Consider the following 23,394-nt stretch of genomic DNA (forward strand, 5'->3'; position numbering starts at 1 on the left):
CTGTCCAGCACCAAGCGAACCGCGCGATCGCGGACCTCAGGGGAGAACTTGTTCGTCGTCTTGCTCATGGGGCTCCATCCTACTCAGGAGTGGGAGCCTCCGGCAGACCCGGAGCGGTTCAGCCTTCGCGATCGATGCGCCTGTGCAGGGTTCCGGAAAGACGCTTCTGGCATCCGCCATCGCTGCGCTCGCGACCGGCCGGGCGCCAGAGATCTGGCCGCACACTGCGGGCCGCGACGATGAAGAGGTCAGGAAGCGCCTGTTCACGGCGCTCCGCGCCGGCACGCCGGCTATCGTGTGGGATAACATCGTCGGGGTCTTCGATTCCGCGGCACTGGCCGCGCAACTCACCGCCCCGCAGTTCTCGGACCGGATTCTCGGGAAGAACGAGAGCGGCTCGTTCCCCAATCGCATGCTGACGCTGCTGACCGGCAACAACCTCGCTCTGGCCGGCGACCTCGCTCGCAGGGTGATCGTCTGCCGGATCGATCCCCGCACCGACGCGCCCTTCGCACGGCGTTTCGAAGTCGATCCGCTTCAGCAGGTTGTCCGGACGCGAATGCATCTGGTGGCCTGCGCGCTGACGCTCATTCGGGCTGCGATAAGTTCGGACGACCCGCCCGCTGCGGGCAGGATGGCAAGCTTCGAGCACTGGGACGATCTGGTGCGGCAGACGGTGTGCTGGGTTGGGCGGCGGCTCGCTCCCGGAGCCTACGGTGACCCAATGGATCTCGTGCATACCGCCCAGGCGAGCGACCCGGAGCAGGAGGGGCTGCACGCGCTCCTTGACGCTCTGCGCACGTTGTTCGGAGACCGATGGTTCACGGCGCGAGACGTTTCCTCGCGCGCCAACGAGCGTTTTGAGCGCACCGATGCAGAAACGGCTCTGCACGAGTCGCTCGTCGATCTCGGCGGCGACCGTGCGACCCGGAGCACGCGCAGCATCGGAAAGGTTCTGTCGTTCCGAAAGGACCGTATCGTTCACGGCCTTTGCCTGAAGGCGCGCGGCGGCCGAAACGGCAATGAATTTCGGGTGGATCGGGCCAGGAACACGGTCGACTGCGGGTTTGGCGGGTTTGGAGAGTTTAATCCCAGCCCTCCGCGCGGAAATCAAAACCAACCCGATACGCGTATGGGGGAGGGGGAAGCAAACCCGCCAAACCCGCCAAACCCGCAGAGCATCGTCTCCCCTCGCATAGACGATGGTGACGCATGATGGCCGGCGCGACCGCCTCGAGCGGCATGCAGGCCGGCCCCAACCCGCTCCCCTCGGCCCGCATGACCCCCGCCGAGCGCCGCGCTGAAGTGTGCGGCCTGCTTGCCCTTGGCCTTCTCCGGCTGCGGTCGCGCGACCTGGACAAGAGCGTCGCGGAGAGCGGTTCGACCCTACACTCTCCGCCCGCCCGGAGCGGTCATGCGAACCCGAACCCAGGGAGAGACGCATGACCCATGACCTGATCCCCGCGCGCCTGGCGGCGCTGAAGACGACGCCCACCCCTGAACTGAAGGCGCAGTGGCGGGATCTCTTCGACAGCGAGCCGCCGCCGTTCAACCGTCGCTACCTGGAGAGCCGGCTCGCCTACCGCATTCAGGAACTGGCCTACGGCGGGCTGAAGCCCGAGACCGTCCGGCGATTGGAGCTGCTGGGCGAAGACCTCGACGGCGGCGACAGGAAGAGGAGCCGCGTCCGCGCCGACCGCGGCCGTCCCATCACCGGCACGCGGCTGCTGCGAGAATGGCAGGGCGTCGAGCAGATCGTCACCGTCACCGCCGATGGCTTCGAATGGCAGGGCCGCCCGTACAAGTCGTTGTCCGCGATCGCGCGCGCCATCACCGGCACCCGCTGGAACGGCTGGACCTTTTTTGGCCTCAAGAGCCACAGGGGGCGGACATGACGAAGCCGCTCGCAATAGCGAAGGTCGGCCGCAAGCTGCGCTGCGCGGTCTACACTCGGAAATCCTCCGAGGAAGGGCTGGAGCAGGAGTTCAATTCGCTCCATGCCCAGCGGGAGGCGTGCGAGGCCTACATCGCCAGCCAGCGGTCGGAAGGCTGGGTCCTGGTTCGAGATCAGTATGACGACGGCGGCATCTCGGGCGGCACGCTGGACCGGCCCGGCCTGACGCGCCTGCTGGAAGACATCGACGACGGGCTGGTCGACGTGGTGGTGGTCTACAAGATCGACAGGCTGAGCCGGTCGCTGGCCGACTTCGCCAAGCTGGTCGAGGTCTTCGACCGCAACGCCGTGACCTTCGTCTCGGTGACGCAGTCCTTCAACACGACCACGTCGATGGGGCGGCTGACGCTGAACATCCTGCTCAGCTTCGCCCAGTTCGAGCGCGAGGTGACGGCCGAGCGCATCCGCGACAAGATCGCCGCCAGCCGCAGGAAGGGCATGTGGATGGGCGGGGCGCCGCCTTACGGCTACCGCGTCGAGAACCGCAAGCTGGTGGTGGACGAGCCCCGCGCCGCGGACCTGCGCTGGATCTTCGCCCGCTTCATCGAGACCGGGTCCTGCACGGCGCTGGCGCGGGAGGCGGCGAAGCGGGGCCTGCGCACGCCGCGCGGCAACCGGATCGACAAGAAGTACCTCTACCGGCTGCTCAACAACCGCGCCTACATCGGCGAAGCCGTCCACAAGGGGCAGGGCTACCCGGGCGAGCACGACGGCATCATCGACCACGGGACCTGGAGCAAGGTCCAGGCGATCCTGCAGGAGAGCCCGAGGACGCGTGCGGCCCGCACTCGCGCCGAGACGCCGGCGCTCCTGAAGGGGCTGCTGTTCGGGCCGGACGGCGCGGCCTTCTCGCCGACCCACACCCGCAAGGGCGACCGCCTGTATCGCTACTACGTCAGCCAGTCGGTTCTGAAGCACGGTGCGGGGGCATGCCCGGTCGGGCGTCTCCCCGCGGGCGAGATCGAGGCGGCCGTCGTCGACCGTCTCCGCGCCGTGTTCCGCCAGCCGGAGATCGTGGCGGGGACGTGGAAGGCGGCGCGGAAACAGGATGGCGACGTCGCCGAGACCGAGGCGCGGGACGCCCTGCACCAGCTGGACCCGCTGTGGGACGAACTCTTCCCGGCCGAGCAGGCGCGCATCCTGGCGCTGCTGGTCGAGCGCGTGGACATCGCCCCGGACGGGCTGGACATCCGGCTTCGGGTCGACGGCCTCGCCGGTCTCGCGCGCGAGATGCGGTCCGGCGACACGGGGGAAGCGGCATGACCCGGGCCCCCGAGACGGTGACGCTGCACGTGCCGTTCCGGGCGGCGAAGCGGGGCGGGCGCAAGCGGATGCTGTTGCCGGAGGGCGCCGCCCAGCTGCGCCGGGCCGACGACACGCTGATCAAGGCGCTGGCACGCGCGTTCCGCTGGAAGCGGATGCTGGAGGCCGGCGAGGTCATGACCCTCGCGGAACTGGCGGAGCGCGAGAAGATCGCGCCGTCCTACCTGACCCGCGTCCTGCGGCTGGCGTTTCTCGCGCCCGACATCGTGCAGGCGATCCTGGCGGGCGAGCAGGGCTCCGGGGTCACGCTGGCGCGGCTGCTCCAGCCGCTGCCGGTCGAATGGGACCGCCAGCGCGCCGTGCTCGCGGCGAGGGGCGGGGCCGAATGACCCGGACCTGGCATGACTTCTTCGCCGGGGGCGGCATGGCCCGGCTCGGCCTCGGCCCCGGCTGGTCCTGCACCTTCGCCAACGACCGCGATCCGATGAAGGCGGCCGCCTATCGCGCCAACCATGGCGGGGAGGAGTTCCTGCTGCGCGACGTGGCCGAGGTCTCCCTCGCCGAGCTGCCGGGGCGCCCGGATCTCGTCTGGGCCTCGTTCCCCTGCCAGGACCTCTCTTTGGCCGGTGCGGGGCAGGGGCTTCGCGGCGGGCGCAGCGGCGCCTTCCATCCGTTCTGGCGGCTGGTGCAGGGCCTGGCGGCGGAGGGCCGGGCTCCCGGTGTGATCGTCCTGGAAAACGTCTGCGGCCTGCTGACCTCCAACGGCGGGTCGGACTTCGCCGCTCTTGTCGCGGCCTTCAGGGATCTCGGCTGGCGCACCGGCGCGGTGGTGATCGACGCCGCGCTCTTTGTGCCCCAGTCGCGCCCGCGGCTGTTCTTCGTCGGCGTGCCTGCGCCGAGGAGGCCGCCCTCGGCTCTCGTCACGTCCGGACCCGACCCGCGCTGGCATCCCGCTTCCCTGACGAAGGCGGCGGCGCGATTGCCGCCGGATCTCGTCGAAGCCTGGACGTGGTGGTCGCTGCCGACGCCCCCCCGGAGGAACGTCGACCTGGCCTCGATCCTCGAAGTCGACCCTGCCGATGCGCCCTGGCGGACGCCTGCGGAAACCGAACGCCTGCTGGCGATGATGTCGCCGACGAACAGGATCAAGGTGGAGACCGCTCAGGCCGCCGGCGGCCATCACGTCGGCGCGCTGTTCCGTCGGACGCGGCTGGAGGCCGACGGGGTGAAGCGCCAGCGGATCGAGGTCCGCCTCGACGGCCTGGCGGGCTGTCTGCGCACCCCGGCCGGCGGCTCCAGCCGCCAGTCGATCCTGGTGGTGGAGGACGGACGGGTCCGGGTCCGGCTCCTGTCTCCTCGCGAGGCCGCGTCCCTGATGGGGCTGCTGGCGGACTACATCACGCCGCGGCGGACCAACGATGCGCTGAAGCTGGCCGGCGACGGCGTGGTCGTGCCGGTGGTGCGGTTCCTCGCGGAAAACCTGCTGGAACCGCTCGCCGAGGGAGGGCAAGCGAAGGTCTTGCTCGCCTGATCTTCTGCCTTGCGGCTGAGACCGGCCTCAACCCTCATCATGACAGGAGCGCCAAGGCTTCCGTCGATAAGGGCGGGAAGCGGAAGTTCGCTGCAGGGCCGATGGAGGGCTGCTTCGGGGCGACGTCAGTGGTTGCTTTGACGTTGTTGGAAGCGGTCGGGCGCGGCGACGGCGACGGCGATGGGCGGCGGGTCCGGCCGGCGCCGCGTCCGATCGCCCGCGGACGGGGGGAAGCCGCGGCTTGGAGGGCGACAGGGCAGCGACCAGATCCCATGCCTCACGCGGATGCTCGCGGGGCATGAACGCGAATCCCGGCGTCGAGCCGGGTCGTGCAGGCTCCGATCATAGTGCGGTGCACGGCATCGCCGTTCGTCCTACTGCAATCGCTTCGGCGCCTCGGCGAGCGGGTTGGCGCGGGCCAGGCTCGGGGGGTGGTCGAAACGACGGCGAAAAGCGCGGCGGAAGCTGGAAGGGTCGTCGTAGCCCAGCGACTCGGCAACCGTCTCGACCGGCAGGTCGGTCTCGGTCAGCAGCGCAAGGCCGCGGGCGAGCGTCTCCTCAAGGCGCAGGTCGCGGAAGGAGAGGCCTTCCGCCCGCAGTCGGCGCTGGAACGTGCGCAGACCCAGGCCGAGACGCTCGGCGACCGTCTCGGCCGAGGCCTCGCCGAGACGGAGGTCGAGGCGGATTGCGGCGCGGGTCGCCTCTCCGAAGTTCATCGGCGCGCGGCCGCCGGCGAGCGCGGGAAGGTCGCGGAACACCAGCGCCTGGCGCGGATCGGGCCGGCGGTTGTTGCGGGCCTGAAGAGCCTCCGCCCGCAGGGCCACGCCCGGCGCGTCGGCGGCACGCAGGGGGATGCCGCCCAACAGGTCGGCGATATCCGCGTCGAGCCGCCCGCCGGCCGCCGGAAGCTCGATCCAGTCCGGACGCCAGCCCTCGTCCTGGAAGCGTGCGAACAGCTGCACGATCAGGGGCGGCATGAATTCGTCGACATGGCGGGCGCCGACCACGCGCTCGACGCCCGAGCGGAACCGGACCACGAGCCGTCCGTCGCGCGCGACCATCTCGACCCGCGAGGCGTTGGCGATCAGCGGCAGCGCGCGGCGGGCCCGCGCCACGGCCCGCAGCAGGCTCGGCGCCTGGAGCACGTAGTCGGCGTAGGGGCCCAGATCCTCGTAGCGGTGACGAACGCCGAGGACGGCGCCGAAATGCCGCTCGCCCAGCCGGCGCGCGGCGCGCTCGGCCCAGCCGGCATAGGCGGCGTAGGGGACGAAGGCGGGGTCCGGCCCGTCGGGATCGGGGGGCAGGCCCGCGGCCTGCGCAAGCTCCTCCGCGAGGCGCGGGGTGGTCATGGCGGCGAGCAGCCGGGACGACTCGGCATAAAGGCCGCCGTTGATCCAGGCGATCATGACCAATCCTCCCCCCGGCGCCTGCGCCGCCGGCCCTCCCCCGAGAAACAGACGCAACGTGAATGACGTCGGGGCGCCGGTCGTTGAGGCAGATCAAGGCCGGCGGGCGTTTTGTCGTGAAATGCCCGCGTCCGCCGGCCGGGAATCCTCCACAGTCGCGCCCGATCAAGGGGTGGACGAGGCGGGACGCGATGACCTGGGCGGCGAGAACATGGATCGCGGCGGCGACGGCGCTGGCGTCGGTCGGCGTCGCCGGCGCGCAGGAGACCGCGGAGGACGGCTGGCGCTTCCAGGTCTCTCCCTATCTCTGGGCGGCAGGGCTGTCGGGGACCAGCGGCACGCTGGCGCCGCTGCCGCCGGCCGAGGTCGACCTGTCCTTCGGCGACATCTTCGACGACCTGCGGTTCGCGGGCATGCTCGCGGGGCAGGCCCGCAAGGGCCGCTTCGGGCTGGCGGGCGACATCCAGTATGTCGAGACCCGCGCCGACGGCGCGTTGCCGCCGTTCCACGCGAAGACCCGCCTGACCTCGAAGACCTTCCTCGCCACGGCCGTGGCCGAATACGCCGTTCTCGACCGGGAGGGCGCGACGCTGTCGGCCGGCGGCGGGCTGCGGCTGTGGTCGGTGGGAACCGACCTGAAGCTCTCCGGCGGCCCGGCGAGGCCGCGTGAGCTGAGGGGCGACGACGTCTGGGTCGACCCCGTCGTGTCGCTGCGCGGCGCCTTGGACCTGTCGGAACGGTGGTTCCTGCACGGCTGGCTCGGCCTGGGCGGCTTCGGCCTGGGGTCGGACCTGATGGTCGACGCCTTCGCCGCGGTCGGCTGGCGGGTCACCGAGGCGACGTCGGTCTCGGCCGGCTGGCGCTGGATGAAGGTCGACCGCGACGCCTCGGGCTTTCTCTACGACGTCGAGCAGCAGGGTCCGCTGGTCGGCCTGACGGTCTCGTTCTGACGGCAGGCGGGACCGAAGAGACCCGGGCGCGCGGGCCGGAACAAGAGACGCGGAGGAGCATGGGCATGAAGACGTGGACGACGCTGGCCGCTGCTCTGGCGATGGCGCTGCTCGGTCCGATGGGGGCGGAGGCCCAGCCGGCGCAGGCCGAAGCGGGCTCCGTGGCGCGGCAGAGCGACGATGCGGCGCTGGCGCGGGAGCTCTCGAACCCGATCGCCGATCTCGTCTCGGTCCCCGTCCAGTCCAACTACGACCGCGGCTACGGGCCCGACGACGGCTGGCGTCTGACCACAAACGTCCAGCCGGTGATCCCCTTCCACCTGAACGAGGACTGGAACCTCATCTCGCGCACCATCGTGCCGCTGGTCGGGCAGAAAGACATCTTCGCGGGCGCGGGGTCCCAGTTCGGCCTGGGCGACGTCACGCAGACCCTGTTCTTCTCCCCCTCCCGGCCGACCGAGGGCGGCCTGACCTGGGGCGTGGGTCCGGTCGTCGTGCTGCCGACCGCGACGCGGTCGCAGCTCGGCGCGGAGAAATGGGCGGCTGGCCCGAGCGGCGTGGCGCTGGTCCAGCGCGGGCCCTGGACCGTCGGGGCGCTGGCGAACCATGTCTGGTCCTTCGCCGGCGACGACAAGCGCACGGATCTCAACCGCAGCTTCGTGCAGCCCTTCGCCGCCTACACCACGCCGACGGCGTGGACGTTCTCGCTGCAATCCGAAACCACCTACGACTGGCAGACGGAGACATGGGCCGTCCCGGTCAACGTCGCCGTCAGCAAGCTCACCCGCATCGGCGCGGTCCCGGTCAGCCTTCAGGCCGGGCTGGGCTACTGGCTGGAGACGCCCGCCGCCGGCCCGGACGAACTTCGCGCGCGGCTCGCAATCACGGTGATGCTGCCGCGTTGAGCGGCGCCGCGCCCAACCAGGGAGATCCGATCATGCGCCGACTCATCTTCGCAGCGCTTCTTGCGACGCCCGTCGCCGCCGCGGCGGCCACCGAGGAGAGCGACTTCGTGCTCGACACCGCCGGCGACCTCGCAGACCTCTGCGCGACGCCGGCCGACAGCCCGCTGCATGTCGCCGCGATCCACATGTGCCAGGGCTATCTGCTGGGCGCGCACCATTTCCACGCCGCGCTCGCGGCGGAGCTGGGCGAGGACATCTACTGCCCGCCGCCGGCGACGCAGGCGCCGAGCCGCAACGAGATCACCAGCGCCTTCGTCGACTGGATGGCGGCCAACCCGGACATCCGCAGCCGCGAGGCGCTCGACGGCCTGCTGATCTGGGCCGCCGCCGCCTACCCGTGCCCGGCGTCCTACTGATGAGGAGCGCAGCCATGCTGAAACCCGTCTCTCTCGCCCTGATGTGCCTCGCAGCCGGGGGCTGCGCGGGCATGTCCGACACCGAACAGCGCGCCCTGACCGGAACCGCCGTGGGCGCCGCAGGCGGCGCCGTCGTCGGCGCGATCGCCGGGGACACCGCCATGGGCGCGGCCATCGGCGCCGGCGCCGGCCTCGTGGGCGGCCTGGTCGTCGACAAGGTGCAGAAGGACAAGGACGCCGCCTACCGACGGGGCGTCGCCGCAGGACGCGCCGGCGGCTGAGGCGCGCCCGGCGACCAGACTCTTCTCAGGAGGACCGAAATGATCTCTCGCCCCATCAAGACGTTGGCCGCCGCGCTGACCGCGATCGGCTTCGCGGCCCCGCACGCCGCCATGGCGCAGGTCGCCGACGACAATCTGGACGCCCTGGTGGACGCCCAGGAGATTCCGGTCACGCTCGACAATTTCGTCCGCGCCGCGACGGACATCGAGTTCGACAAGTACGTGGCGCTGGCCGGCGGCGTGAACCGCTTCTTCCACTTCCGCGAGTTGACCCCGGTCGAGGCGCAGACCACGGTCAGCATGAACCGCGACACGCTCTACAGCGCGGCGATCGTCGACATCAGCCAGGGCGCGACCCTGACCCTGCCTGATGTCGGCGGCCGCTACATGTCGGCGATGATCGTCAATCAGGACCACTACCTCAATGAGGTGTTCCACGGGGGCGGGAGCTACACGCTCGACGTCGAGACCTTCGACACGCCCTATGTCGCCGTCTACATGCGCGTGCTGGTCGACGCCTCCGACCCCGCCGACGTCGCCGCGGTGCACGCGATCCAGGACGCGATGTCGATCGAGGCCGCCTCGGCCAAGCCGTTCATCCCGCCCATCTACGACGAAGACAGCTACGAGGGCTTCGTGCGCGCCGCCGTCGCGCTGGGGCCCTACCTGCCCTCCTCCGTCCGCATGTTCGGGAGGCGGGAGGAGGTCGACCCCGTGCGCCACCTGATCGGGACCGCCGGCGGCTGGGGCGGCCTGCCGGAGACCGAGGCGCTTTACGTCAGCGTCTCGCCCGGCCTGCCCGTCGGCGAATACCGCATCGAGGTTCCCGCCGAGGTGCCGGTCGGCGCCTTCTGGTCGGTCAGCCTTTACGACGCGGCCCGCTACTTCGTGCCCAACCCGCTGGGCGCCTACGTGGTCAACTCCGTCAGCGGCGCGCGCAACGCGGACGGGTCGATGACCGTGCACCTGGGCGGCTGCGAGGACGGGCGCGTCAACTGCCTGCCGCTGGTCGAGGGCTGGCAGTACACCATCCGCCTCTACCAGCCCGGCCCCGAGATCCTGAACGGATCCTGGAGCTTCCCGCCCGTCCAGCCGATCAACTGACGGAAAAGGACACGGACCATGCGACGTCTTCTTCTTGCCATTGCGCTCTGCGCGCCCGCGCCGGTCCTCGCCGAGGACATCACGATCCAGAACCTCATGCGCGCCGAGAGCGATACGATGTTCCGGCTCACCATGCAGACCAACGCCACCGGCGTCGGCGAGATCGCCCATGAGCGCCAGGTGGTCTCCGCCGACGCGCCGCAGCCGATCATCCGGCCCAACCAAGACACTCTTTACTCGGCCGCCATAATCGACCTGTCCGACCCGGTGACGGTGACGCTGCCCGAGGGGGACGGGCGGTTCCAGTCCGTGCTGGTGATCAGCCAGGACCACTACAACTTCGCCTATGCCCAGCCCGGCGCCTACGAGTTGACCGAGGACGAGGTCGGGACCCGCTTCGCGATGCTCCTGTTCCGCACCTTCATTGACGCAGGCGATCCCGACGATGCCGCCCGCGCCCATGCCGTGCAGGACGGAATCCGCCTCGAAGGCGGCGGAAGCGGCCCCTTCGAGGCGCCGGACTGGGACCTTGAAAGCCTTGCAGCAGCTCGGAAGGCGATCAGCGACCTCGCCGCCGCCGTCGGTCTCGATGCCGGCATCGCCTTCGGTCGACGCGACGAGGTGGACCCGCTCGGCCACCTGATCGGAATGGCGGGTTGGGCGGGGCAGCCGGCCACGACGGCCAGCGCCTTCGTCGATGCCGTCGACATGAACGACGGCGAGACCCCCCATGCGGTGACCGTCCGCGACGTGCCGGTGGACGCCTTCTGGTCGATCACCGTCTACGACGCCGACGGCTTTCTCGCCCCCAACGATCTGGGGCGGAACAGCTACAACAACACCTCGGCCACGCCGAACCAGGACGGCGCCTACACGATCCATTTCGGCGGCTGCGAGGACGGCCGGGTGAACTGCATCCCGATCACGCCGGGCTGGAACTACACGGTCCGGCTCTATCAGCCGCGGGCCGAGATCCTCGATGGACGCTGGACGTTTCCCGAGATCGAGCCGGTCGATTGATCGCCGCCGCGGTCGCGGAGGCCGCATCGCGCGCTCGACCGCCGATCCGGTCGTCGGCGCTTTCGGAACGCGGCGACCGACGGCGCCGACGGACCGCATCTCGGCATTGGCCTCGGCGCCCAACGGCAGGTTCGGACCATCGGATGCCGCGACGAACGAGTCGTCGGCGCGCGGCGGCGGATCAAGGCGTCAGAGTTCGGAGACCCGGCTCGACGACCTCCGAGCGTCCTGGGAGGGACTGATGAGCAAGAGAAACATCCTCAAGGCCGCGACCCTGATCGCGGCCGTTCAGACCCCGGCGCAGGCCGAGGACGCGGCGCCTCGCCTCGTCCTCCAGATCACGGTCGACCAGCTTCGCGGCGACCTGATCGCACGGTACGGCGCCGGCTTCGGCGAGGGCGGGTTCCGGCATCTCGTCGAGAACGGCGCCTGGTTCGTCAACGCTCATCACCGGCACGCCAACACCGAGACCATCGTCGGCCACGCCACGCTCGCCACCGGAGCCGATCCGGGCGTCCACGGCATGGTCGCGAACGTCTGGTTCGACCGTGACGCCGGCCAGCTGTTCTACAACGTCCAGGATCCCGACTTCCCGCTGGTCGGGGCGGCGGGCATCGACCGGGACGCCGAGGTCGACCCGACGCAGCGGGCCGCCACGACCGACGGGCGCTCGCCGCGCAACATCCTGACGTCGACCATCGGCGACGAGATCAGGCTTCATTTCGGACCGGAGGCGAAGGTCTTCGGCGTCTCGGTGAAGGATCGCGGGGCCATCCCCTTCGCCGGACACGCCGGGCAGGCCTACTGGTTCTCCAAGGCCGAAGGCCGCTTCGTCACGAGCGCCTTCTACCGCAGCGATTATCCGGAATGGGTGCAGACCTGGACGCGCAAGGATGTCGTCGGGTCCTACGCCGACACCGACTGGACGCTGATGCTGCCGCCGGAGACCTACGCCTTCGCCGACCGCGACGACCAGCCATGGGAGACCGACTTCCCCGGCTGGGGCCGGACCTTTCCGCACGCCTACGGTCCCGCGGACGGCAAGTCCTACACCACGCTGCTGACCGTCAGCCCGGCGGGCGACGAGATCACCGCCGATTTCGCCAAGGCGCTGATCGACGCGGAGGGGCTCGGCCAGGACGACGTTCCGGACTTCCTTTCCGTCAGCCTCTCCTCCACCGACTACGTCGGCCACGTCTTCGGCCCGTCCAGCCTCGAGGCCGAGGACAACATGAAGCGCCTCGACCGCACGCTCGCCGATCTGCTCGCGCACGTGGACGCGAAGGTCGGCCTCGACCGCACGCTGATCGTCCTGTCGGCCGATCACGGCGCGCCGGAGGCGCCCGGATATCTGGCGACCCTCGGGATCGAGGCGCGGACCTTCAGCTTCGACGACGTCGACGCCGAGCCCGGTTTCAAGCGGTTGCAACGCGAGTTCGGCCTCTCGCGCGAGCTGATCGAGAGCTTCACCAACCCTTACGTCTACCTCGACAGGTCCGCGATCGAGTCGGCCGGCCTCGATGCGCGCGCGGTCGAGGCCGCGGTGGCGGAGGAGCTGCAGAAGTTGCCGGGCATCGCGCTGGCCATCGGCAGCGCGTCGCTGCGCGCGGGCGCCGCGCCGGACACCGCCGTGGGCCGGGCCGTGACGGCGAACTTCCACCCCGACCGTTCCGGGGACGTCTACGTCGTCTTCGAGCCGCACTGGTTCGTCGCGGACTTCGACGGGCTTCACGTCGCCTCGGCGCACGGTTCGCCCTGGGCCTACGACACCTACGTGCCGGTGATCTTCGCCGGCCCGGGGATCCAGCCGGGCCGCATCGCCCGCCGCATCGAGACCGTTGACGTCGCGCCGACGATCGCCGCCCGGCTCGGGATCAAGCCGCCCTCGGGGGCGAGCGGCGAGCCCTTGACCGAGGCGCTGCCTCGATGATCGTTTTGGGTGCCGGTTCCACTCATGTCGGCGTTTGGCGGCTCGCTCGCGGTAGCCGTCCGGGCGTCGCCGACCAACCCGCAGGCATCGCTAGACTCCCGGGAGGTCGTCCGTGGGCCTGCCGCCGACCGTGGAGCGATGCGCTCGCCCATTCGCTTCGTCGGACGAACCTCCGACCGAACCGGCCGGGTCTGCGCAGCCACACCCAACGGCAGAAACTGCGTGCGGCATCACAGCATCAGTTACAGCCGTGAACGGCAGCAATGGGCCGTGAGCGTCAGCCTTGCCGATTGGCATCACTGCGCTCGCCAGTTGCGATTGCAGCGATCGACGTCGACTGGAAACGACTGAGGCCGAGGCAGCGTGCTGGTCCTGTGGCGCTGCCTGGCGGTCCTCGTCCGACATCACTGGGCACCGCTGCCGCGGGCGATAGCGGGGACTGTGCTTAAAGCCGTCGGCGTCTCGGAGAACGTTGGATCTCAGGCCCGATCGCACAGGTGCCACCCGGATCGAAGTCAACAGCATCGTCTTTGTGAAGTCTGATGCATCTCAATGGCTTGGAAGGCTCTTCACCAAAACGGCGCAGTCAACAGGTTCGGAGAGTATCGGCCCGGAGAGACCGCTTTCGGGCGTTTCCGCAAGCGGGCAGGTGAATAGCCGAGACCCTACAACCCTCTGCCCCAACGAAAAAATCCGGCCGGAGCCGGATCTGTTCGTGCCGTTCGCGCGGGGCGAGTGGCGGAGAGAGCGTCCGCCGAACTTATGTTCGCAGACGTCCGAGCGAGCTCGCCGAAATCCATGCAAACCACATTATGGCAATGACTTGTCGCTATTGCCATGTCTTGACGTCCGCGAGCGTTCGCCTAAATTCGGTCCAATGTGTGGGAACGAGTGTGGGAACCCGAATGGCGCTGTCCGCTCGAAAGGTCGAAACGGCTGGCCCTGGCCGTCATGTCGATGGGCGCGGTCTGATGCTGCTCGTGAAGCCGACGGGCGCGCGATCGTGGGTCCTGCGCTACCAGAAGGACGGTCGACGGCGTGATCTCGGTCTGGGGGCCTGGCCCGAGGTGACGCTCGCCATGGCTCGGGACAGGGCGCTGGAGGCGCGGCGGATGCTCGCCGAAGGCGGCGATCCCATCGCGGCGAAAGCGAAGGTCAAGCGCACCACGTTCCGCGAAGCCGCCTCCGCCCTGATCGAAGCGAAGCGCAAGGGCTGGAAGAACGCCAAGCATGGGGCGCAATGGACATCGACCCTGGAGGCCCACGCCTACCCGACGATGGGCGACATCGACGTGCGCAAGATCGAAACGCAGGACGTGCTGACCGCGCTTCGCCCCATCTGGACCCGCACGCCTGAGACCGCCAGCCGCGTCCGTCAGCGCATCGAGGCCGTTCTCGACTACGCCTCGGCCATCGGTGCGCGCGATGGGGACAACCCGGCCCGTTGGCGCGGCCATCTCGACCACATCCTGCCGAAGCCGACCGCGGTGCGCGCCGTGGAACATCATCCGGCGATGGACTGGCGGGAGGCGGCGGCGTTCATGGCCGAGTTGGACGCCCGAGAGGGGCTGAGCGCGCGCGCCCTGTCCTTCGTGATCCGAACCGCGGCTCGCTCGGGAGAAGTCCGCGGGATGCGCTGGGGCGAGGTCGATCTCGATGCCTTGGTCTGGACGATCCCGGCCGCTCGGATGAAGGCCGGCAAGGAGCATCGCGTTCCGCTGACATCGGCTGCGCTCGCCGTATTGGGCGAACCGGGCGCGGCGGACGAACTCATCTTCCCGGGCGGGCGCGCGTTCGACAAGCCGCTCAGCGACATGGCGCTGACGGCGGTGCTGCGCCGGATGAAGCGAGAGGACGTCACCGTTCATGGCTTCCGGTCGACCTTCCGGGACTGGGCGGGCGAGACCACAGCCTTCCCGAGGGAAGTGATCGAGGCAGCGCTCGCCCATCGGCTCAAGGACAAGGCCGAAGCCGCGTATGCGCGCGGAGACCTGTTCGACAAGCGGCGTGCCCTGATGGACGCGTGGGACGCGCACCTGTCCGAGGTGATCCAGGGCTGATCCTCTTCGTCCGTTTTCGTTCGACAGTGGTGTTGACGTTGCTTCCGCCTGCTCCCAGATGAAGCGATCCCCAGATTTTGGGGTGGCTGCTCTGGAATGCACAACATTGGCTCAATCCCCAAAGTCGTTCATCAAGCAGACGCCGTGGCCGAAGATCGTCGCGCTGATGGAAGCCTGCGCGGTGGATGCATCCGGCATCGCCGCGATCGATCCAGACGCGAAACCAGAGGAGCGCGCGCGGCAGGCGCTTGTGGCCCTGGCCGACGCGGGGCAGGGCGCTCGCGACGAGTTCCTTGCGATCATCGACCAGGTCGAGCAGTTGAACGATGACTTCGGCCGGCGTGCACTGCGGTCCGTGGCCCTGTCCGCATGCATGGACGCGGAAACCTTCGACGCCATCGAGAGCCTTCGGGCTGCGGCGATCGACGTCTACCTGAGCGACCGCCGCTGCTTCGACCGGGCGCTGGCGTCTCACTATGCGGATCGCTACCGGCAGGGTCGGTCCTACAGCGGCTATGCGTTCGGAGGCGCGGCAGACGTAGAACTTCGTCCAGGCGAGGAGGCGAAGGTCAGGTTCGAGGAAGAGACCCGGCGGATCTTCTCCGAGCACGATGCCTTCGCGCGCATCCACTTCGACTGGTTCGAGCGCGAGATCATCGATCCGGCCAGCGGCGAGTCCCACGTCTGCATGCAGGCTGCGGTCTTCGTCGAGCAGCCGCCGCGGGCCGAGACGGCGTTCGATGACGACGGAGAGATCGTCACGCGTTCTCATCGTGCGGTGGTCGAGGGCGCGATCGTCTTCGATGCGGCGGCGCGGCAGATCGAAGTGGTCGCCAAGGGCGGGCGGCCCCTCCAGGAGAAGATCGCGCGCGCCTTCTCTGAAACGATGCTCGCATCCGATGCGCCGATCGAACCGGTGCGCGCGCGGCGGCTGGAATTGCAGCGCTTGGCATCGGGGAGACCATTGGCGCTGAAACCCGAAGACGGGGTTCAGTCTGCAGAGGTCGAGAGGGTGACGCTGATCAACCCGACCTCGAGCATGTCCGTGACGCTGGCGATGCGTGCAGGTCCGACGGACGACGGAAGTCTGCGCGACCGCTCCAGCGACGCCTTCGAGGCGCACTCCCCGATGGGCCGGATCGGCTGGAGGGTCGTCGCGGCGTCGATCCGCGTGATCTTTGAACCGGAGCAGCCCGGGCGGCGGCCCAAGGCGGTCCTGGTCTCGCTTTCTGCCCCGAACAGGTCGAACCTGCGGGATCATACCCAGCGCCACCAGTTCATCGCGGGGACCTTGATGGAGCGATGGGGCCTCTATGACCCGAGTGATGCCTGACCCCGCCTCACACCCTGCGGATCTGGTCCTGCAGCTGTTTCGGGAGGGTGCGTCGCGGGTGCCTGCGGCGTCGCTTGGGCGGCACGTCGATGCCCTGAGAAGCCTTGGCGTCATCGTGGATGGCGGCGTCGCGCCTTCAGTGTTTTGCGATGCCTGCGATCTCGGTCACATGGCGCAGGTCGAGCACAACGTCGGCAGTGATGAATTCGGGTGGCGTTGTCCCGAAGCCGACTTCGTCGTGGCCGACCGCGAACGCCTCCGCCTGTGGAAGGTCGACATGGAGGCCATCGTCCGCAGCCTGGCTTCGGCTGCCTTCGATCCACGCGACTTCGATGCCGGCGATGCGCGAGACGGCGTGTGGCGGCTCGGTCGGCGGCCAAGCGGAGAGCGACGCGTCGAGGCGCTCATCTCTCGAAATGGCTCCGGCGCTTCTGCGACCGCGGCGTGGAGGGCTGTGGCGGCGCGTTCCGGCCCAAGCCACCTGACCCTGGTGCTTGTGGCCGAGCATGGCATTGCCGCGTACTCACCGATGCCGGGTATGCATGTCGAACCACTCGATGGCGTTCTCGGGCGGTCGGACTTTCGAGGTCCGCTTATCGATGCCGCGCTCCTTGATGAACTGGCCGTCCGGCTTTTGTCTCCAGCGACAAAGAGCAAGGGCGGCCGGCCGAGCTACGACGAAAAAATCCAGGTCGTCATCGAACACCTTGGCGAGCGCGGATTGCTCCGAACGGGTCGCAACGAGGGTACGCGAGCCATAAGGGCGGCATGGAGCGACCTTTTCGCAGGCGAGAGCCCGCCAGGCGAGTCGACGATCAAGGCGCACTTGCGTGATTTCGAGAAGAGCGCCGGGCGGACTGGCGAATGAAGGGCGCGGCATGGCCGGTCAGAGCGAAAAAGCGATCTGTTCGCCGGAGAAGCGCTCCTTCGGCATCAAGGCAAAGTCGCCAGCCCTCCCGACTGTTTCTCGGGTAACATGGCCGTTCCGACACTGTTGGAGCGCTTCGAGGGCGTCGATTGGTCCGCAAGTACCCTCGATAAGGAAAATGCCGGCGGGGAGGCCGGCGCGCCCGATACCACTGACGATCGCGGGAGCGTCTAACTGCATTTGTCAGAAAAAACGCGGGCCGCAGCCCGCGTTTCATGTGGTGCGATCGAACGCTTGTTAACGACTCGACCCCGATCTCTGAGTGTCCATGATGGGAAGGCCGCGACCTTTGGTCAAGGCTTGGCCGGCCGGCCGAGTGGCTTTCGGCGGCCAAGTTGCGTTTCGTGTTGACGCAAACTTCAGAGCGGATCGAAATTGTCTCCGATTGGGGAGGTTTCGATGAGCAAGCGGCTGGGATTGGACATCGGCACGAATTCTATCGGCTGGTGGCTCTATGAGACGAGGGATGGATCGCCAATCGGGTCCCTTGACGGGGGGGTCAGGATTTTCTCGGACGGCAGGGATCCGAAGTCGAAGGAGAGCCTGGCGAAAGACCGTCGCGCCGCGCGGGCTGCGCGACGGCGGCGAGACCGCTATCTGCGTCGGCGCGCCAGCCTGATGCGCAAGCTTGCTCGGGCGGGACTGATGCCGCTGGATCGAGAGATGGCGAAGACGCTGGAAGCCTTGGATCCGTTCGAACTGCGTGCGCGGGGTCTGACCGAGCCGCTCAGCCTGCACGAATTCGGACGCGCGCTGTTCCACCTCAATCAGCGCCGGGGCTTCAAGTCCAACCGGAAGACCGACCGGGGCGACAACGAGAGCGGCAAGATCAAGGACGCGGCCGCGCGGCTGGATCAGGCGATGATGGCGGAGGGCGCGAAGACCCTTGGCGCGTTCCTGCATCAACGGCGGGCCGCCTCGCCAGACCGGCCTCCGGCGGTTCGGACCCGTCTGCAGACCCTGGGGCTGACCCCGCGCGGCGCCGCGGAGACGGGATACGACTTCTACCCGGAGCGCCGGCATCTGGAGGATGAGTTCGATCGGCTGTGGGAGGCTCAGGCGGTCCATCACCAGGAGCTGACCGAGGCGCTGCGCGGCTCGCTGTTCGAGACGATCTTTCATCAGCGCCCCCTCAAAGCGCCTGTCGTCGGACGTTGCCTCTACTTCGAGGATCGACGCCTGGCGAAGGCGCATCCACTCTATCAACGCAGGGTTCTGCTGGAGACGGTCAACGCCTTGCGGGTGGTCTTCGGGGCGGAGGAAAGGCCCCTGACGATGGAGGAGCGCGACAGGGCGCTGCTGGCTCTGGACGGGCAGACGGCGAAGTCGCCGAGCTCGTCCAAGATCAGCTTCGCACGCCTGCGCAAAGCGGTGGGCCTGACCACGGGCGAGAGCTTCTCGCATGAGCGACAGGCGCGTCCGGACCTGCCCTGCGACGCCGTTCGCGCGATCATGGCGCACAAAACCCGCTTCGGACCTAGCTGGACTGCGCTGTCCGCGGAGCGCCAGTGGCGGGTGATCGCGCGGATCCGCCGCGTTGAGACCGACGCGCAGGCCGAGCGGCTGGTCGCGCGGCTGATGCGCGAGCATGGCCTCGTCCTCGAGAACGCCCAGGCGGTGCTGAATGCGCCCTTGCCGGAAGGGCATGGGCGGATCGGCCTGAAGGCGACGCGGGCGCTTCTGCCGATCCTACAGCGCGAGGTGATCGTCTACAGCCGCGCCTGCGAGGAGGCGTTCTCGCACCACTCGGATTTCCGTACCGGCGAGGTGCTGGAGCGCCTGCCCTACTATGGGCAGGTCCTGGATCGTCATGTCCTGCCTGGCAGCAACCGGCCCCAGGACGACGACGTCACGCGCTACGGGCGGATTACCAATCCGACGGTGCATATCGGGCTGGGACAGCTTCGCCACGTCGTGAACGCTGTGATTGACCGGCATGGGCTGCCGGACAGGATCGTGGTGGAGTTGGGACGCGACCTGAAACTCTCGCAGGATCAGAAGCGGGAGCTGGAGGTCGTGAACCGGCGCAATCGCGAGGATGCGTTGCGTCGGGGCGACAAGCTGCGGGAACTCGGCCAAAAGGACACCGGCGCGAACCGGCTGATCCTCCGGTTGTGGGAGAAGCAGGGCGAAGATCCACTGCCTCGCTTCTGTCCCTACTCTGGGAAGATCATCACGGCGGGAATGCTTTTCGATGGATCCGTCGAGGTGGATCATATCCTTCCATTCTCGCGCACTCTGGATGATAGCATTGCTAACAAGGTTCTGTGCACGCGCGAAGCGAACAGGGACAAACGAAACCGGTCACCCTGGGAGGCGTTCGGACAGGACGCGGAGCGCTGGGCTACGATCGCACCACTGATCGAGCGCCTGCCTACGGCGAAGCGCTGGCGGTTCGCCAAGGACGCCATGGCGCGTTTCGAGGGGGAGCGTGACTTCCTGGCTCGTCAGCTGGTCGACATGCAGTACCTGAGCCGGATCTCTCGCGAATATCTCTCCCGTCTCTATCCGGAAAAGGGGACCGCGCCAGTCTATGTCGTTCCGGGGCGCATGACCGAGATGCTGCGTCGCCAGTGGGGGCTGAACTTCGATCTCTCGATCAGCGAGGATCATCCCTCTTCCGAGAAGAAGCGGACGGATCATCGGCATCATGCGATCGACGCCGCCGTGGTCGGAGCCATCGACCAGGGCTTGATGGCGCGGATTCAGAAGGCTTCGGGTCGGCGCAGGGAGAATGGGACGCTGGATGTGGTGGCGGATCTGGAGCCGCCCTATGCTGGGTTCCGTGAGGACGTGCGCGCCATTCTGGACGCCATCGTCGTCAGCCACAGGCCCGACCATGGGCGCATCGCTTTCGAGGGGCGCGCGCAAGGCCGGGACAGCACCGCCGGAGCGCTGCACAAGGATACGGCCTATGGTCTGACGGAGGAGGTGAGCTCGACCGGCGCGCCGATCGTTGTGACGCGCAAGCCGCTCGATGCGCTGAAGCTGTCGGACATCCCCAACATCCGCGACCCGCAGTTGTCAGCCCTGCTGGAATGCGCGACGCGTGGCTTGAAGGAGGCGGAGACCAAGGCCGCGCTATCCGACTTCGCCAAGCGCCCCGGACCCTATCAGGGCATCCGGCGGGTTCGTCTGCTGACGGCCATGTCCGCAATCGGGATCAAGGACCGCGAAGGTAGGCCCTACAAGGGCGTGAGCGGCAACAGCAATCACGTCTATGAGGTCTGGAGGCTGCCTGATGGATCCTGGGAGCGGGTCGTCGTCTCGACCTTCGACGCGCACCGGCCTGACTTTGATAGCCGTCCGCATCCAGCAGCGAAACGGCTGATGCGAATCCACAAGAACGACCTTCTCGCCCTGCACCACCCCAAGACCGGGACGCCCATGATCGCGCTGGTGCAGCAGTTCGGGGAGCCGCGCCTGGTTCTGGCCCCGCATAACGAGGCTAATGTCGACGCGAGAGCGCGGGACAAGTCCGATCCATTCGACATGATCCGCATGTCTCTGTCCACTTTTCGAAGATGTCAGGGCCGACTGATTCATGTCGATATGCTTGGTCGCATCCACGACCCTGGACCTTTCGAATGAATATCTTGAACGAATCTGTCGATCTGCAACGCTGGCGTGGAATTGCGGAGCATCGATTTGGATCAGGTTCTGGATATCGCGACGGATGGCCGGCATCTGTCCCGCGCCCGTGGCTTTCTTGTCGTCAGCGAGGGGCATGAAGAGGTCGGCCGAGTTCCTCTGGATCAGATCGCAGCCGTCATCGTGCACGCGCATGGGGTGACCTGGTCCAACAGTCTTCTGGTCGCACTGGCTGAACGAGGCGCGCCGGTGGTGGTCTGCGCCGCCTCGCACGCGCCACAGGCGATCCTCTGGCCGCTGGAAGGACATGTCACACAGGGCGCCAGGATGAGGGCGCAGTGGGAGGCGAAGCGCCCGCTGCAGAAGCGCCTGTGGCAAGCAATCGTGGTTCGCAAGATCCTGATGCAGGCGGCGGCGCTCGACGCCTTCGGGGCGCCTACGGCGCCGTTGCTGCATCTGGCCCGTGCGGTCCGCAGCGGAGACGAAGGCAATCTCGAAGCCCAAGCCGCACGCCGATACTGGCCCTTGATGATGGGTGAGGAGTTCCGAAGGGAGGTCGGCGGAGGCGGGATGAACGGGCTGCTGAATTACGGCTACACCGTCCTGCGCGCGGCGGTCGCCCGTGCGGTCGTGGCCGCCGGGCTGAACCCGACCATGGGGCTGTTCCACAGGAACCGCGGCAACGCCTTCGCGCTGGCCGACGACATGGTCGAGCCGTTCCGCCCGCTGGTCGATTGCGCCGTCAGAGGCATGTCGGCGCGGGGCGTCAGCGAGGTGACGCCGGAGGCCAAGCGAGTTCTTGGCCGTCTGATCGCGCTGGACCTGGATGTCGAGGGCGAGCGCAGCCCTCTGACGGCCGTCTTGTCGCGCCAGACGTTCTCGCTGGCGCGGAGCTTCGAGACTGGGCGCGACATGCTGCTGTTTCCCGAAGCGCCAAGCGCGTTGGAGCTTCGGTCTCTTGGAGCCGAGCTATGAGTGCCACTCATCTCAGCGGGTACAGACTGATGTGGATCTTGGTGATGTTCGATCTGCCGACCGATACGAAGCGTCAGCGCGCTGCGGCCACGAAGTTCAGAAACTTCCTGCTGGACGAAGGGTTCGAGCGCAGCCAGTTCTCGGTCTATGCTCGGTTCGTCAACGGACGTCCCGCTTTCGACGCGCGCGTCCGGAGAATTGAGCGTGCCTTGCCCCCGTCTGGCGATGTCCAGATCCTGCAATTCACGGACAAGCAATACGCGAACACGATTCGCTTCTACGATCAGGGTCGCCGCGGCGCCCCGCAAAATCCCGAGCAGATGGTGCTGTTTTGAGCCTCGCCAAACACTTTCGAGCGAACGCGCGCTCCAATTTCCCGTTGTTTCTCAGCGGGTTGTGTGGGTTCGAAGTGTAGCTGGTCAGAGATCGGGGTCCAGCCGCAACCTCTCTCGGGAACGGGCCTGTCCAAGCTGAAGTGTAGCTGGTCAGAGATCGGGGTCCAGCCGCAACCAGCCTCAGGGCCGGGACGAGTATGGCGATAGTGTAGCTGGTCAGAGATCGGGGTCCAGCCGCAACCCGGGGGGAGTCGCGGTGCTGGCGGGATCGAGTGTAGCTGGTCAGAGATCGGGGTCCAGCCGCAACGCGGCTACAGCGGACGCCTACAGCGCCGAAGTGTAGCTGGTCAGAGATCGGGGTCCAGCCGCAACCAGACTGCGACGGCTTCGGAAATCCGGCTTAGTGTAGCTGGTCAGAGATCGGGGTCCAGCCGCAACGGGGTCAGGTGGAGGAAGTTCTTGTTCGGAAGTGTAGCTGGTCAGAGATCGGGGTCCAGCCGCAACCAGAAGCGTGATGCGAGGCAGCGTGCGGCGAGTGTAGCTGGTCAGAGATCGGGGTCCAGCCGCAACCGAGGAGTTGACGAGGAGGTTCATGAGCTGAGTGTAGCTGGTCAGAGATCGGGGTCCAGCCGCAACGAGACGCGCTGCCGTCACAAGGGGATCGAAGTGTAGCTGGTCAGAGATCGGGGTCCAGCCGCAACACGCTGCCCGGCGCGGTGTTCGAGCGCCGGAGTGTAGCTGGTCAGAGATCGGGGTCCAGCCGCAACCACGCACCACGCCATCATCGGCGACCCGTCAGTGTAGCTGGTCAGAGATCGGGGTCCAGCCGCAACCAAAACGACGGACAGGAGTTCTGCCTCCACAGTGTAGCTGGTCAGAGATCGGGGTCCAGCCGCAACCCGTTGTGGTAGATCAGGCCGTCCTGACCAAGTGTAGCTGGTCAGAGATCGGGGTCCAGCCGCAACGCGCTCTCCGCCCCGTGCAGCTCGTGCACAAGTGTAGCTGGTCAGAGATCGGGGTCCAGCCGCAACCTTGCGGAGGGAGGCGAGGAGGACGTCGTAGTGTAGCTGGTCAGAGATCGGGGTCCAGCCGCAACACCATGGACGCCGCGGAGCGCACCACCGACAGTGTAGCTGGTCAGAGATCGGGGTCCAGCCGCAACGGCGATACGGGCGGTGCGTCACTCTTCCGAAGTGTAGCTGGTCAGAGATCGGGGTCCAGCCGCAACAAGTCTCGTCCTCGGTTGCTGGTGAGGACAGTGTAGCTGGTCAGAGATCGGGGTCCAGCCGCAACACGAAGGCGAATGGATCAAGTGACATCAGTAGTGTAGCTGGTCAGAGATCGGGGTCCAGCCGCAACTCGACCTGGGGGTGGTATCACATCCAGGGCAGTGTAGCTGGTCAGAGATCGGG

The 23,394-nt window shown here is 67.9% G+C and carries 19 protein-coding genes and 1 CRISPR repeat array (1 of these 20 only partly in view); of the genes, 18 read left to right on the plus strand and 1 reads right to left on the minus strand.

Annotation, left to right across the window (positions count from 1 at the left end; translation table 11 throughout):
* The first annotated feature begins 142 nt into the window (after positions 1 to 142).
* The 5 genes from P2H44_RS24600 (at position 143) to P2H44_RS24620 (ending at position 4,748) form a co-directional block, all read left to right on the plus strand.
* A complete protein-coding gene (locus tag P2H44_RS24600; RefSeq protein WP_275768041.1) occupies positions 143 to 1,216 on the plus strand; it encodes a hypothetical protein in 1,074 nt (357 codons plus the stop codon).
* 226 nt (positions 1,217 to 1,442) lie between these two features.
* On the plus strand, positions 1,443 to 1,895 hold the full coding sequence (locus tag P2H44_RS24605; protein ID WP_275768042.1) for a DUF2924 domain-containing protein: 453 nt from the start codon (positions 1,443 to 1,445) through the stop codon (positions 1,893 to 1,895).
* A complete protein-coding gene (locus tag P2H44_RS24610; RefSeq protein ID WP_275768044.1) occupies positions 1,892 to 3,217 on the plus strand; it encodes a recombinase family protein in 1,326 nt (441 codons plus the stop codon). Before P2H44_RS24605 ends, P2H44_RS24610 begins: the two co-directional genes overlap by 4 nt.
* A complete protein-coding gene (locus P2H44_RS24615) occupies positions 3,214 to 3,606 on the plus strand; it encodes a hypothetical protein (protein ID WP_275768046.1) in 393 nt (130 codons plus the stop codon). The genes P2H44_RS24610 and P2H44_RS24615 overlap by 4 nt, the downstream gene beginning before the upstream one ends.
* Complete coding sequence (locus tag P2H44_RS24620; protein WP_275768048.1) at positions 3,603 to 4,748, plus strand: DNA cytosine methyltransferase; 1,146 nt, start codon at positions 3,603 to 3,605, stop codon at positions 4,746 to 4,748. Before P2H44_RS24615 ends, P2H44_RS24620 begins: the two co-directional genes overlap by 4 nt.
* 374 nt (positions 4,749 to 5,122) lie before the next feature.
* Here P2H44_RS24620 and P2H44_RS24625 read toward each other — a convergent pair whose 3' ends face one another.
* A complete protein-coding gene (locus P2H44_RS24625; RefSeq protein ID WP_275768050.1) occupies positions 5,123 to 6,154 on the minus strand; it encodes an AraC family transcriptional regulator in 1,032 nt (343 codons plus the stop codon).
* A 191-nt stretch (positions 6,155 to 6,345) separates the two neighbouring features.
* Here P2H44_RS24625 and P2H44_RS24630 point away from each other — a divergent pair, with 191 nt between their 5' ends.
* From P2H44_RS24630 to cas2, 13 genes are all read left to right on the plus strand, one after another.
* Positions 6,346 to 7,104, plus strand: a complete 759-nt coding sequence (locus P2H44_RS24630) for a hypothetical protein (RefSeq protein ID WP_275768052.1) — start codon at positions 6,346 to 6,348, stop codon at positions 7,102 to 7,104.
* A 65-nt stretch (positions 7,105 to 7,169) separates the two neighbouring features.
* Complete coding sequence (locus P2H44_RS24635; RefSeq protein ID WP_275768054.1) at positions 7,170 to 8,009, plus strand: transporter; 840 nt, start codon at positions 7,170 to 7,172, stop codon at positions 8,007 to 8,009.
* Between the two features lie 32 nt (positions 8,010 to 8,041).
* Positions 8,042 to 8,425: a Rap1a/Tai family immunity protein gene (locus tag P2H44_RS24640; RefSeq protein WP_275768056.1), complete on the plus strand. Its 384-nt coding sequence runs from the start codon at positions 8,042 to 8,044 to the stop codon at positions 8,423 to 8,425.
* Positions 8,426 to 8,439: 14 nt separating this feature from the next.
* Entirely contained in the window at positions 8,440 to 8,706 is a 267-nt protein-coding gene (locus P2H44_RS24645; protein WP_275768058.1) for a glycine zipper family protein, read from the plus strand.
* A gap of 39 nt (positions 8,707 to 8,745) precedes the next feature.
* On the plus strand, positions 8,746 to 9,810 hold the full coding sequence (locus P2H44_RS24650) for a DUF1214 domain-containing protein (RefSeq protein WP_275768060.1): 1,065 nt from the start codon (positions 8,746 to 8,748) through the stop codon (positions 9,808 to 9,810).
* Between the two features lie 18 nt (positions 9,811 to 9,828).
* On the plus strand, positions 9,829 to 10,830 hold the full coding sequence (locus P2H44_RS24655) for a DUF1214 domain-containing protein (RefSeq protein WP_275768062.1): 1,002 nt from the start codon (positions 9,829 to 9,831) through the stop codon (positions 10,828 to 10,830).
* 241 nt (positions 10,831 to 11,071) lie between these two features.
* On the plus strand, positions 11,072 to 12,760 hold the full coding sequence (locus P2H44_RS24660) for an alkaline phosphatase family protein (RefSeq protein ID WP_275768063.1): 1,689 nt from the start codon (positions 11,072 to 11,074) through the stop codon (positions 12,758 to 12,760).
* Between the two features lie 905 nt (positions 12,761 to 13,665).
* On the plus strand, positions 13,666 to 14,820 hold the full coding sequence (locus P2H44_RS24665; protein WP_275768066.1) for a tyrosine-type recombinase/integrase: 1,155 nt from the start codon (positions 13,666 to 13,668) through the stop codon (positions 14,818 to 14,820).
* Positions 14,821 to 14,902: 82 nt separating this feature from the next.
* A complete protein-coding gene (locus tag P2H44_RS24670) occupies positions 14,903 to 16,153 on the plus strand; it encodes a hypothetical protein (protein WP_275768068.1) in 1,251 nt (416 codons plus the stop codon).
* The gene (locus P2H44_RS24675; RefSeq protein ID WP_275768070.1) at positions 16,134 to 17,021 is read left to right on the plus strand and encodes a hypothetical protein; all 888 of its coding nucleotides are present in this window, start codon (positions 16,134 to 16,136) and stop codon (positions 17,019 to 17,021) included. The genes P2H44_RS24670 and P2H44_RS24675 overlap by 20 nt, the downstream gene beginning before the upstream one ends.
* A 459-nt stretch (positions 17,022 to 17,480) precedes the next feature.
* Positions 17,481 to 20,672 (plus strand): type II CRISPR RNA-guided endonuclease Cas9, encoded by a 3,192-nt coding sequence (gene cas9, locus P2H44_RS24680; RefSeq protein ID WP_275768072.1) that lies wholly within the window; start codon positions 17,481 to 17,483, stop codon positions 20,670 to 20,672.
* Between the two features lie 57 nt (positions 20,673 to 20,729).
* Positions 20,730 to 21,647 carry a type II CRISPR-associated endonuclease Cas1 gene (gene cas1, locus P2H44_RS24685; protein ID WP_275768074.1) on the plus strand — a complete coding sequence of 306 codons (918 nt, stop codon included), beginning with the start codon at positions 20,730 to 20,732 and terminating at the stop codon, positions 21,645 to 21,647.
* 29 nt (positions 21,648 to 21,676) lie between these two features.
* Complete coding sequence (cas2, locus tag P2H44_RS24690; RefSeq protein WP_275768077.1) at positions 21,677 to 21,982, plus strand: CRISPR-associated endonuclease Cas2; 306 nt, start codon at positions 21,677 to 21,679, stop codon at positions 21,980 to 21,982.
* 73 nt (positions 21,983 to 22,055) lie between these two features.
* Positions 22,056 to 23,394: a CRISPR direct-repeat array (repeat unit 36 nt; unit sequence AGTGTAGCTGGTCAGAGATCGGGGTCCAGCCGCAAC) (it continues 409 nt past the right edge of the window).

This window comes from Albimonas marina (assembly GCF_029223255.1).
Lineage (GTDB): Bacteria > Pseudomonadota > Alphaproteobacteria > Rhodobacterales > Rhodobacteraceae > Albimonas.

Bases quoted from the DNA above. Each gene is read 5' to 3' on its own strand.
- P2H44_RS24615 (WP_275768046.1), top strand. From the start codon at position 3,214: ATGACCCGGGCCCCCGAGACGGTGACGCTGCACGTGCCGTTCCGGGCG.
- P2H44_RS24635 (WP_275768054.1), top strand. From the start codon at position 7,170: ATGAAGACGTGGACGACGCTGGCCGCTGCTCTGGCGATGGCGCTGCTC.
- P2H44_RS24675 (WP_275768070.1), top strand. From the start codon at position 16,134: ATGACCCGAGTGATGCCTGACCCCGCCTCACACCCTGCGGATCTGGTC.
- cas9 (WP_275768072.1), top strand. From the start codon at position 17,481: ATGAGCAAGCGGCTGGGATTGGACATCGGCACGAATTCTATCGGCTGG.
- P2H44_RS24660 (WP_275768063.1), top strand. From the start codon at position 11,072: ATGAGCAAGAGAAACATCCTCAAGGCCGCGACCCTGATCGCGGCCGTT.
- P2H44_RS24620 (WP_275768048.1), top strand. From the start codon at position 3,603: ATGACCCGGACCTGGCATGACTTCTTCGCCGGGGGCGGCATGGCCCGG.
- P2H44_RS24630 (WP_275768052.1), top strand. From the start codon at position 6,346: ATGACCTGGGCGGCGAGAACATGGATCGCGGCGGCGACGGCGCTGGCG.
- P2H44_RS24640 (WP_275768056.1), top strand. From the start codon at position 8,042: ATGCGCCGACTCATCTTCGCAGCGCTTCTTGCGACGCCCGTCGCCGCC.
- P2H44_RS24665 (WP_275768066.1), top strand. From the start codon at position 13,666: ATGGCGCTGTCCGCTCGAAAGGTCGAAACGGCTGGCCCTGGCCGTCAT.
- P2H44_RS24655 (WP_275768062.1), top strand. From the start codon at position 9,829: ATGCGACGTCTTCTTCTTGCCATTGCGCTCTGCGCGCCCGCGCCGGTC.
- P2H44_RS24650 (WP_275768060.1), top strand. From the start codon at position 8,746: ATGATCTCTCGCCCCATCAAGACGTTGGCCGCCGCGCTGACCGCGATC.
- P2H44_RS24605 (WP_275768042.1), top strand. From the start codon at position 1,443: ATGACCCATGACCTGATCCCCGCGCGCCTGGCGGCGCTGAAGACGACG.
- P2H44_RS24645 (WP_275768058.1), top strand. From the start codon at position 8,440: ATGCTGAAACCCGTCTCTCTCGCCCTGATGTGCCTCGCAGCCGGGGGC.
- P2H44_RS24610 (WP_275768044.1), top strand. From the start codon at position 1,892: ATGACGAAGCCGCTCGCAATAGCGAAGGTCGGCCGCAAGCTGCGCTGC.
- cas2 (WP_275768077.1), top strand. From the start codon at position 21,677: ATGTGGATCTTGGTGATGTTCGATCTGCCGACCGATACGAAGCGTCAG.
- P2H44_RS24625 (WP_275768050.1), bottom strand. From the start codon at position 6,154: ATGATCGCCTGGATCAACGGCGGCCTTTATGCCGAGTCGTCCCGGCTG.